Consider the following 10,706-nt stretch of genomic DNA (forward strand, 5'->3'; position numbering starts at 1 on the left):
CGCATCCTACCTCGGCGCGAGGATCATGATCATCTGGCGGCCTTCCATGCGCGGCTCGTACTCCACCTTGGCGATGGGCTCGAAGTCGGCCTTGACCTTCTGGAGCAGCTTCATGCCGAGCTCGGGGTGGGCCAGTTCGCGGCCGCGGAAGCGCAGGGTGACCTTCACCTTGTCGCCCTCTTCGAAGAAGCGATACATCGAGCGCTGCTTCACTTCGTAGTCGTGGATGTCGATGTTCGGGCGGAGCTTGATCTCCTTGATCTCCACCACCTTCTGCCGCTTGCGCGCCTCGTTCTTCTTCTTCTGCTCCTGGAACCTGAACTTGCCGTAGTCCAGGATCTTGCAGACCGGCGGATCGGCCGTGGCGACAATCTCAACGAGATCGAGGCCCGCTTCTTCGGCGGCCTCCAAAGCGGCGGAGGTGGGCATCACGCCCTGTTTTTCGCCGTTCTGGTCGATGAGCAGAACGCGGGGAACGCGGATGTCTTCGTTGATGCGAAGGCCGTCCTTGACGGGCGGCGTGTTCATGGGGCGGCGAATAGGCGAGGCTCCGTATGTTGTTTCGACGAGTGGGTGGCTAGTGGGCTTCAACGCATAAGGTCGGCCATCGGCCGAGGGACCGGTCGTTGAGGGCCAGTATATGGCTGACCCTCACCACTCTATCAAGCCGCGCCGGCCTTGTCGGACAGCAGTAAGGACGCCGCCTGCGCCACCTTGGCCACAGGCAGTTCCGACAGCCGGTCGGCCTGGAGGATGCTCACCCGGCCGCGCGGGGCGGTCAGCGAGGGGTCCGAGGCCTTGGAGAACAGCACCAGGGTCGGCGCGCCGGCCGCGGCCATCACGTGCAGCGGGCCGGTGTCGTTGCCGATGGCCAGCGAGGCCTTGGAGCCCAGCACCGCGATGCGGGCGAAATCCGTCCGGCCGGTCAGGTCGCGGGCCCGCGGCGCCACCCGCTGGATGGCATGGGCGAGCGGGGTCTCCTGCACCCCGCCGATGATCACGATGTCGAAGCCGCGGCCGTAGAGGATGCGGGCCAGCTCGGCGTAGTTCTCGACCGGCCAGCGCTTCTCCGGCCGATGCGCCGAGCCGCCGGGCACGAACATCACATAGGGCCGGGGCTGCACGGCGCCGGCCACCGGCCGCTCGCCGGCCTGGGCCTTCCAGACCCAGGAGATGTCGGGTCCCGGCGCGGTCCCGGGCGCGGTGGGCGCATCGGGCCAGATGCCGGCGTACATCAGCTGGTCGGCCTGGCGCTCCAGGGTGTGCATGCTGTCGCGCAGCGAATTCCTGTGCGGCAGGGAGGCGCCCATGGCGATCCCCGACCAGGCCGGCGGGCCCGGCCGCAGCAGGTGGAACAGCCGGTTGGAATGGGCCGAGGTCTGCAGGTCGTAGACCCGGTCGAACCGGGCCGCCCGCAGCTTTTTCCGCAGCGCCATCCATTGGCCGAAGGTCTCCGGCCGGCCATCCGTCCAGACCGCGTTGAAATAGGGGCACGACTTGGCGAAGGCCTCGAAGGGCGGGGTGGTCAGGAGCGTGATGTGCGCCTTCTTGTGCGCCTCGCGGATCTTCTTCATGGCCGCCAGCCCCAGGACGAAGTCGCCGAGCGCCGACAGCTTGATGACCAGGATCTTCTCGACGTTGCGGTTGGCCATCAGGCGCGCGCCTCCAGCACGCGTTCGTAGGCGGCGAGGGTGGCCGCGCACATGAGATCGTTGCGATAGAGCTGTCGGACCCGGTTCATGCCCGCCTGGCCCATCTCCAGCCGCTTGCCGGGGCCCAGGTCGATGGCGACGGCCATGGCGCGGGCCCAGGCGTCCGCATCGCCCGGTTCGACCAGCCAGCCGGTCACCCCGTCCACCACCGTCTCCACCAGGGCCCCGTCATTGGAGGCGATCACCGGCCGCCCCATGGCCTGGGGCTCGACGGCGGTGCGCCCGAAGGCTTCGGGCGTGGTCCGGGCGGCGAGCGCCACATCGCCCACCAGATAGGCCGCCGGCATGTCGTCGCAATGGCCGACGATCCGCACCGTGTCCTGAAGCCCCGCCTGGGCGATCGCGGCTGTGAGCTCGCGGCTGTAGTCGTCGCGCCCCTGGTCGTCGCCGGCGAACAGCACCACGAAATCCGAACGGCCCTCGCCCTTCAGCTTGGCGGCGGCGGCGATGACGGTGAGGTGGCCCTTCACCCGGGTCAGCCGGGCGGCCAGCAGGAAGCGGGTGCGGCGCTCGTCGGGGGCGATCCCCCAGGCCCGGCGCAGGGCCTCCACCCGATCCGGCGTCACCCAGGCGGGGCTGAACCGGTCGAGGTCGACGCCGCGCGGGATGGCGACGATCTTGGCGGGGTCCATGTGGTGTTCGGCGAGCACATGGTCGCGCGTGTAGCCGGAGTTGGCGATCACCAGGTCGCCGCGGGTCATGACGGCGTTGTACCAGCGCTTCAGACGGTTCCGGGCGCTGTAGACCCCGTGATAGGTGGTCACGAACGGGGTGTGGGTGCGCCGCGCCGCCCAGAGCGCCGAGAAGGCCGGGGCGCGGGAGCGGGCATGGACCAGGCTCACCTTCTCCGTGCGGATCAGGTCGGCCAGCCGGGCGGCGTTGCCCAGCATGGTCAGCGGGTTCTTGCTGTGCACCGGCATCTGGGCGAGGCGGCCGCCGTCGGCGGCGAGCCGGGCCACCATCCGCCCGCCGCGGGTCGCCACCAGGGCGCGTCCGCCGGCCGCGATCACCGCGCGGGCGACGTCGATGGTCGTCTGTTCGGCCCCGCCGGTCTCCAGCTCGGGCACGACCTGCAGCAGGGTGAAATCAGGGGGCAGGGGCACCTCACCTGCATACGCCGAAACACCGAGTCGTAAAGCCGCCGCTGACGGGTCGGACGCGGCGGGCTAAACCAACCGCTCATGAACGAGACATCGGGCTTCCTGGCGCGCCCCGGCGGCGAGCGCCTCGCCTGGCGCCGCGTGGCCGGCGCGGGGTCGACGGTGGTGTGGCTGGGCGGCTTCCGGTCCGACATGGCCGGGACCAAGGCCCAGGCGCTGGCCGACTGGGCGCTGGCCCAGGGCCGCGCCTACGTCCGCTTCGACTATTTCGGCCACGGGGAATCCAGCGGCGACTTCGCCCACGGGACCATCACCCACTGGCGGGAGGACGCGCTGGCGGTGCTGGGCGAGCTGGTGCAAGGCCCGGCCGTGCTGGTCGGCTCCTCCATGGGCGGCTGGATCGCCTGCCTCGCGGCCATGGCCCAGCCGGCCCGCGTCAAGGCGATGGTGCTGGTCGCGCCCGCTGCGGACTTCACCGAAAAGCTGATGCGCCCTGGAATTCCGCCCGAAGGCGTGGCTGAGCTCGACGCGAACGGCGTCTGGTTTCGGCCCTCGCCCTATGGCGAGCCGTATCCGATCACCCGGGCCCTGCTCGAAGACGGCGCCCGCTGGTCGATCCTCGACGGCGAGATTCCGATCGAGGTCCCGGTCCGCATCCTGCAGGGCGGCGAGGACCCTGACGTGCCGTGGCGCCACGCGCTGGAGCTGGCGCAGCTCATCAAGAGCCAGGACCTGGTGTTCGCCCTGATCAAGGACGGCGACCACCGCCTGTCGCGACCGCAGGACATCGCCCGCCTGATCGCGGCGGTGGAAGAGGTCGTCTAGCGGGCGAAACCCAGGCCCCGGGCGGCCAGCTTCTCGCGCAGGATGCGAAGCGCGTTGGGGCCCATGCCGTGCAGGGCGGCGATCTCGCCCTCGCCCCGCCGGGAAAGCTCGGCCAGGCTGCCGACGCCCGCTGCGGCCAGCGCCCGCTTCGCCGGAGCCGCCAGTCCCACAAATTCGTCCGTCATCCACCTTCCTCCTTCAGGATGGCCGCCAGGCCCTCGCGATAGGACGGATAGACCGGCCGCCAGCCGACCTCGGCCTTGATAAGCGCGTTCGCGACCCGCTTGCTCTCGGCGTAGAAGCGCTGGGCCTGGGGCGACAGGCCGGCCTCGTTCAGCGGGATCTCCGGCGGCGGGGCCACGCCCAGCAGCTTCGCCGCATAGGCGACGACCTCGGAATTGGCCGCCGGCTCATCGTCGCAAAGGTTGTAGACCCCGCCCGCCCGCGGCCGCGCGATGGAGGCGGCGAGGCCGGACGCCAGGTCGTCGACGTGGATGCGCGAGAACACCTGGCCGGGGGCGACGATGCGGCGGGCCTCGCCGGCCCGCAGGCGATCGAACGCCGAACGACCGGGGCCGTAGATGCCGGGCAGCCGGAAGACGGTGACGGTCAGGCCCATGCCGCGGCCGACCTCCAGCCAGTCGCGCTCGGCCCCCACGCGGCGGCCGCCCTCCACCGACTGGGCGGCCAGGCGGCTGCCCTCGAACACCCAGCCGCCGCGCCGGTCGCCATAGACCCCGGTGGTGGAGAGATAGCCGATCCAGTCTGGAAAAGCCTGGGCGCGGGCCAGCGCCGGGATCAAGACGGCGAGGGCGGGACAGCCCTGCGGGCCCGGCGGGGCAGTGATCAGCAGAGCCTGGGCGCCGGCCAGCGCCTGGGCCAGGGCGTCGGCGTCGTCCAGCATCACCGCGCGCACGCCGTCGGCTTCGAGCCGTGGGGCGCCGGCGGGGTCGCGCAGGGTCGCCGCCACGTCCCAGCCCTGGCCCTTCAGCCGCCGGGCCAGCGCGCGGCCCACATAGCCGTAGCCGAAGATGAAGAGGCGCAGCGCCCGAGGCCTATTCCGCCGCCACGGCCGAGGCCGCCGCGGCGCCGGCGGTGGCCGCCGCGCGCTCGGCGTTCCAGGCCGAGACGCAAGGGATCTTCGAGACGTCGGCCCGGTCGGCGTAGCTTCGGGCGATCTCGGCCACCTCCAGCAGCAGGCCCTCTTCCAGGGTGATCGGGTCGAGGCCGTAGGACAGCAGCCGGCAGTTCTCGACCAGCAGATCGTTCTCGTCGGCCTCGGCGCGCGGGTTGGGCAGGTGGGTGATCTCCGCCCCGGTCAGGCGCGAGACCATCTGGGCCAGCTCGCGCACCCGCCAGCACTCGGTCATCTGGTTCATCACCTTGACCCGTTCGCCGCGGGCCGGCGGGTGGATCAGCGCCAGCTCGATGCAGCGCACGGTGTCCTGGATATTGATGAAGGCCCGCGTCTGGCCGCCCGGTCCGTGCACGGTCAGCGGATAGCCGACGGCGGCCTGCATCAGGAAGCGGTTCAGCACGGTGCCGTAGTCGCCGTCGTAGTCGAAGCGGTTGATCAGCCGCGGGTCGAGGCGGGTCTCGAAGGTCTGGGTGCCCCACACGATGCCTTGGTGCAGGTCGGTGATCCGCACGCCGTCGTTGCGGGCGTAGAACTGGAAGAGCAGGGCGTCCTGGGTCTTGGTCAGGTGGTAGATCGAGCCGGGATTGGCCGGATAGAGGATCTCCCGCTCGGCCCAGCCGGACGGCGTCTTCACCTTGACGGTCAGATAGCCCTCGGGGATCGCCATGCCGGCGGTCCCGTATCCATAGACCCCCATGGTGCCCAGATGCGCCAGGTGGACGTCGAGGCCGGTCTCGACGATGGCCGAGAGGATGTCGTTGGTGGCGTTGAGGTTGTTGTCGACGGTGTAGCGCTTGTGGCGCGCGCTCTTCATGGAATAGGGCGCGGCGCGCTGCTCGGCGAAGTGGACCACGGCGTCGGGGCGGAAGCGCTCGAGCACGTCTACGAGTTCGTCATAGTCCTTGCCGACGGTGAAGCTGTGGGCGGCGATGGTCAGGCCGGTGACCTGGCGCCAGGCGGCGAGCCGGGTCGCCAGCGCTTCGATGGGCGTCAGGGAGCCCGCGCCGAGCTCCTGGTCGATGCGCCGGCGCGAACCGTTGTCGACGATCTCCACGTCATGGCCACGGGCCGACAGGTGCAGCGCGGTTGGCCAACCGCAGAAGCCGTCGCCGCCGAGGATGAGAACGCGCATCGCCGCTCCGTGCCGTCTTCCCCCGACGGAAGGGCTAGCGCAGACACCCAGGCTCGCCAAGCAGAACCTGCGGCAGGCGGTCGCAGGGTGCGGAGCCCGGCGGCCTTCTCCCCTTGCGGGAGAAGGATCATGTCAGAGCAATTCCCGGATCATCTTGCGCGCGGCGTCCGCGAGCTCCGGCCGGCGCAGCGCGAAGGCGACATTGGCCCGCAGCAGGCCGAGCTTGTCGCCGCAGTCGTAGGTGATCCCGTCGTACTCCAGGGCGTGGAAGTCCTGGCGCTTCATCAGGGCCGCCATGCCGTCGGTCAGCTGGATCTCGCCGCCGGCCCCGCGCTCCTGGGTCTGCAGCACATCGAAGATCTCCGGCTGCAGGATGTAGCGGCCGGAGATGAACAGGTTCGAGGGCTCGGTCCCGGGCGCCGGCTTCTCGACCATGCCGGTCATGCGGTTCAGCCGGCCGTCCTGGCCGTCGAGGGCCACGATGCCGTACTTGTGCGCCTCGCCCTCGGGCGCGGGCTCGACGACCACGATGTTGCCGCCGGTCTTGTCATAGGCCGCCACGGCCTGGGCCAGCGCGCCCGGCTCGGCGGCCATCAGCATGTCGGGCAACATCACCGCAAAGGGCTCGTCGCCGATCACCTCGCGGGCGCACCACACCGCATGGCCAAGGCCCAAGGGCGCCATCTGGCGGATGAAGCTCATCTCGCCGGCCTGTTTGGGCAGGTCGCGCCGCACCTCGGCCAGGATGTCCAGCTTGCCCTTGGCCTCCAGGGCGTTCTCGATCTCCGGGATGGCGTCGAAATAGTCCTCGATGGCGCCCTGGCCGCGGCCGACGATGAACACGAAATGCTCGATGCCCGCCGCACGCGCCTCCTCGACGATGTAGGACAGGATGGGCCGGTCGACGACGTTCAGCAGGTTCTTGGGCGTGGTCTTGGCGCCCGGCAGCACACGCGTCCCGAGCCCCGCCACCGGCAGGACAGCCTTGCGCACGCGTTTTCCCATAGATCCCCTCCGACCGATGACGACACCCGAAGCTTCAGCGTTCGGTCGCCCTCAAACGCGGTGGCCGCGCTGACGATCCCGGCGGCCGTCCGCAGGCGCCCTAAAGGAGCCCGCCGGCGAAAGCCACAGGGCCGGTCACAAAAAATTCCGGCCAAGCTACGATCACGATTTCGGGAAATCACAAAGCCGTGTATGACTCGCCCGGTCGGGGGATAGTCCTCCAGGGGAGCAATTCCACATGAAACTGCGTATCGCCACTTCCGTCGCCGTCGCCGCCGCTCTGGCTCTGGGCGTTTCCGCCTGCCAAAAGAAGGCCGACACCAACACCGCTGACACCAACGCGACGGCCACTGACACCAACACCACGACCACCACCACGACCGCCCCGGCGGACACCAATGCGATGGCGTCGAACTCCACCACGACGACCAACACCACGACCACGAACTCGACCGCCACGAACACCGCGGCGCCGAAGTAAGACCCGACGATCTATCGTCTGCGAACGGCCGCTCCCGAGGAGCGGTCGTTTTGCGTTTTGGGGCGGCCTTTAACTCCCCTTGATGGCGAGGGTGGCTGGAGCCCGGGTCCGGCCGAAGACCGGCCCGAGGATAAACTCCGCGACCGACGGGTGGGAAAGCCACGCCCAAGCTCCGAGACGCCGAGGTTCCGCCAGACACTTCCCGACCCCTGGCTCGACTTCGTCGAGCCGTGCCCTCCCCACGAAGGGGAGGGAAAGGCTCACTCCACCGTCACGGATTTCGCCAGGTTCCGTGGCTGGTCCACGTCGGCGCCCTTCTGGACGGCCACATAGTAGGCCAGGAGCTGCACCGGGGCGGCCAGCACCAGCGGCGAGATCAGCGGGTCGGACTTGGGCGCGGTCACCACCACCCGGGCGCCGGCCGGCGCATGCTTCTCGCCTTCGGGATCGGTGATGAAGATCACCTGGCCGCCGCGCGCCATCACCTCCTGCATGTTGGAGGCCGACTTCTCGAAATAGCTGTCGAAGGGCGCCAGGATGACGATCGGCGTGTCCTCGTCGACGAGGGCGATGGGCCCGTGCTTCAGCTCGCCCGCGGCATAGCCTTCGGCGTGGATGTAGCTGATCTCCTTCAGCTTCAGCGCGCCCTCGAGCGCCAGCGGATACATGGGGCCGCGGCCCAGGAAGAGGACGTCGCGGGCCTTTGAGACCTCCTGGGCGATCCCCTTCACCGCGTCTTCCAGCTTGATGGACTCGGCCACCAGCCGCGGCGCCTCGAGCAGCACCTTGACCAGCCGCTGTTCCTCGGCCTCGTCGATCCGGCCGCGGGCCCGGGCGGCGGCGATGGCCACGGCGGTCAGAACGCAGACCTGGGCGGTGAAGGCCTTGGTGGAGGCGACGCCGATCTCCGGGCCGCAGTGGATCGGCCAGACCACGTCCACCTCGCGGGCCATGGTGGATTCCTGGGCGTTCACCACCGCGGCGGTCAGCATCCCCTTGGCTTGGCAGTAGCGCAGGGCCGCGAGCGTGTCGGCCGTCTCGCCCGACTGCGACATGGCCACCGCCAGCGAGCCGGGCCTGAGCGCCGGCTGGCGGTAGCGGAATTCCGAGGCGATCTCGACATCCACCGGCAGGTCGGCGAGCCGCTCGATCAGGTACTTGCCCATGAGTCCGGCGATGTAGGAGGTGCCGCAGGCCACGATCTGCACCCGCTCCAGCTTCGCCCAGTCGATATCGCCGGCGACCGAGGTGTGGTCGGTGAGCGGATCGACATAGGCGGCGATGGTGTGCTGGCAGCCCTCCGGCTGGTCATGGATCTCCTTCTCCATGAAGTGCCGGTAGTTGCCCTTCTCGACCAGGGCCGCGGACGCCGGGACGGTGGTGACCGGGCGCTCGACCGGCTGGCCGGTCTCGTCGAAGATCCTGGCGGTGTGGTGGTCGATGGCCACGTAGTCGCCTTCGTCCAGATAGGCGATGCGGTTGGTGAACGGCCCGACCGCCAGCGCGTCGGAGCCCAGGAACATCTCGCCCTCGCCGTAGCCCACCACCAGGGGGCTGCCGCGCCGTGCGCCCATGATCAGCTCGTCCTCGCCGTCGATCAGCACGGCAAGCGCATAGGCGCCGGTGAGCTGGTCGAGGGTCGCCTTGAGCGCGTCCAGTGGCGGCCTGGTCTTCAGCTCGGCGTCCAGCAACTGGGCGATCACCTCGGTGTCGGTCTCGCTCTCGAAGGTCCGGCCCTGTTTCTTCAGCGCCTCGCGCAGCTCGGCGTAGTTCTCGATGATGCCATTGTGGACCAGGGTCACCCGGCCCGCCGTCTGCGGGTGGGCGTTGCGGGTGGAGGGCCCGCCGTGCGTCGCCCAGCGGGTGTGGCCGATGCCGACGGTGGCGTTCAGGGGGTCGGCGGCCAGCACCTCCTCCAGCGCCCGGATCTTGCCCTTGGCGCGGCGGCGCTCGACGTGGCCGTCCACCACGCCGGCGATCCCCGCGCTGTCATAGCCGCGGTATTCCAGCCGCTTGAGGCTGTCGATCAGCCGCGACTGCACGGGCGTCGTCCCGACGATGCCGATGATCCCGCACATGGGCTTTGGCTTCCTTTATGATAAACGACGCCGGTCGAGCGTGAGCGAAGCCGCCTTTACCATTGAACAAATCCGCGTCGACTAAATCTGAGTTTCGGATCGTTTCGTGAGCTGCCGATGACCAAGCGCGCCTATTTCGGAACCGATGGCATCCGCGGGCAGGCCAATCGCCACCCGATGACGGCGGAGGTGGCTTTGCGCGTCGGCATGGCGGCGGGCAAGCTGTTCATGTCCAAGGACGACCGCCGCCACCTGGTGGTGATCGGCAAGGACACCCGGCTCTCCGGCTACATGATCGAGCCGGCCCTGGTGGCGGGCTTCGCCTCGGTGGGCATGGACGTGCGCCTGTTCGGGCCTTTGCCGACGCCGGGCGTCGCCATGATGACCAGGTCCCTGCGCGCCGACCTGGGCGTGATGATCTCGGCCTCCCACAACCATTTCGCCGACAACGGGATCAAGCTGTTCGGCCCCGACGGCTACAAGCTCTCCGACGAGCGCGAGCTGGAGATCGAGGCCTTCATGGACCAGGGCCTGGAGGAGGGCCTCGCCTCGCCCACCGGCCTTGGCCGGGTGCAGCGGATCGACGATTGCCAGGCGCGCTACGTGGAGATCGCCAAGGCGACCTTCCCCAGGCGTCTCAGCCTGGCGGGCCTGCGGATCGTCATCGATTGCGCCAATGGCGCGGCCTACAAGGTGGCGCCGGAAGCGCTCTATGAGCTGGGCGCCGAGATCATCACCATCGGCAATACCCCCAACGGCTTCAACATCAACGAGGAGTGCGGCTCGACCCACCCGGCCGCCATGCAGAAGGCGGTGAAGGAATACCGCGCCGACATCGGCATCGCGCTGGACGGCGACGCCGACCGGCTGGTGATCTGCGACGAGAAGGCCAATGTGGTCGACGGCGACCAGATCATGGCCTTGATCGCCGACAGTTGGGCCAAGCGCGACCGCCTGACCGGGGGCGGCATCGTGGCCACCGTGATGTCGAACCTCGGCCTCGAGCGGTTCGTGAAGACGCTGGGCCTGACGCTGGAGCGCACCCAGGTGGGCGACCGCTACGTCATGGCCCGGATGCGCGAGGGCGGCTTCAACCTGGGCGGCGAGCAGTCCGGCCACATCATCCTGCGCGACTTCGCCACCACCGGCGACGGCCTGCTGGCCGCCCTGCAGGTGCTGACCGTGCTGAAGGAGAGCGACAAGCCGATGAGCGCGCTCGCCCGCCAGTTCGAGCC

The 10,706-nt window shown here is 69.5% G+C and carries 11 protein-coding genes; 3 read left to right on the plus strand and 8 right to left on the minus strand.

Annotation, left to right across the window (positions count from 1 at the left end):
• Positions 1 to 6 precede the first annotated feature (6 nt).
• From infC to VGT80_RS10265, 3 genes are all read right to left on the minus strand, one after another.
• On the minus strand, positions 7 to 528 hold the full coding sequence (gene infC / locus VGT80_RS10255; protein WP_327455423.1) for a translation initiation factor IF-3: 522 nt from the start codon (positions 526 to 528) through the stop codon (positions 7 to 9).
• 134 nt (positions 529 to 662) lie between these two features.
• On the minus strand, positions 663 to 1,652 hold the full coding sequence (locus VGT80_RS10260) for a glycosyltransferase family 9 protein (protein WP_327455425.1): 990 nt from the start codon (positions 1,650 to 1,652) through the stop codon (positions 663 to 665).
• Positions 1,652 to 2,815: a glycosyltransferase family 4 protein gene (locus VGT80_RS10265; RefSeq protein ID WP_327455427.1), complete on the minus strand. Its 1,164-nt coding sequence runs from the start codon at positions 2,813 to 2,815 to the stop codon at positions 1,652 to 1,654. The genes VGT80_RS10260 and VGT80_RS10265 overlap by 1 nt, the downstream gene beginning before the upstream one ends.
• Positions 2,816 to 2,893: 78 nt before the next feature.
• On the opposite strand from VGT80_RS10265, the gene VGT80_RS10270 reads away from it, so the two are divergent.
• Entirely contained in the window at positions 2,894 to 3,637 is a 744-nt protein-coding gene (locus VGT80_RS10270) for an alpha/beta hydrolase (protein WP_327455429.1), read from the plus strand.
• Here VGT80_RS10270 and VGT80_RS10275 read toward each other — a convergent pair.
• From VGT80_RS10275 to VGT80_RS10290, 4 genes are all read right to left on the minus strand, one after another.
• The gene (locus tag VGT80_RS10275) at positions 3,634 to 3,822 is read right to left on the minus strand and encodes a hypothetical protein (RefSeq protein ID WP_327455431.1); all 189 of its coding nucleotides are present in this window, start codon (positions 3,820 to 3,822) and stop codon (positions 3,634 to 3,636) included. The two genes, VGT80_RS10270 and VGT80_RS10275, sit on opposite strands and share 4 nt — an antisense overlap.
• On the minus strand, positions 3,819 to 4,682 hold the full coding sequence (locus VGT80_RS10280) for an SDR family oxidoreductase (RefSeq protein WP_327455445.1): 864 nt from the start codon (positions 4,680 to 4,682) through the stop codon (positions 3,819 to 3,821). The genes VGT80_RS10275 and VGT80_RS10280 overlap by 4 nt, the downstream gene beginning before the upstream one ends.
• Before the next feature lie 10 nt (positions 4,683 to 4,692).
• Positions 4,693 to 5,907: an NAD-dependent epimerase/dehydratase family protein gene (locus VGT80_RS10285; RefSeq protein ID WP_327455433.1), complete on the minus strand. Its 1,215-nt coding sequence runs from the start codon at positions 5,905 to 5,907 to the stop codon at positions 4,693 to 4,695.
• 132 nt (positions 5,908 to 6,039) lie between these two features.
• A complete protein-coding gene (locus tag VGT80_RS10290) occupies positions 6,040 to 6,912 on the minus strand; it encodes a UTP--glucose-1-phosphate uridylyltransferase (protein ID WP_327455435.1) in 873 nt (290 codons plus the stop codon).
• Positions 6,913 to 7,150: 238 nt separating this feature from the next.
• On the opposite strand from VGT80_RS10290, the gene VGT80_RS10295 reads away from it, so the two are divergent.
• The gene (locus VGT80_RS10295; RefSeq protein ID WP_327455437.1) at positions 7,151 to 7,393 is read left to right on the plus strand and encodes a hypothetical protein; all 243 of its coding nucleotides are present in this window, start codon (positions 7,151 to 7,153) and stop codon (positions 7,391 to 7,393) included.
• A 260-nt stretch (positions 7,394 to 7,653) separates the two neighbouring features.
• On the opposite strand, the gene glmS is transcribed toward VGT80_RS10295, so the two are convergent.
• Complete coding sequence (gene glmS / locus VGT80_RS10300) at positions 7,654 to 9,471, minus strand: glutamine--fructose-6-phosphate transaminase (isomerizing) (RefSeq protein WP_327455439.1); 1,818 nt, start codon at positions 9,469 to 9,471, stop codon at positions 7,654 to 7,656.
• 117 nt (positions 9,472 to 9,588) lie between these two features.
• Here glmS and glmM point away from each other — a divergent pair.
• The coding region (gene glmM, locus VGT80_RS10305; RefSeq protein WP_327455441.1) for a phosphoglucosamine mutase at positions 9,589 to 10,706 on the plus strand (1,118 nt) is incomplete at its 3' end.

Origin of the sequence: Phenylobacterium sp. (assembly GCF_035944335.1) — a bacterium.
Classification (GTDB): Bacteria; Pseudomonadota; Alphaproteobacteria; order Caulobacterales; family Caulobacteraceae; genus Phenylobacterium.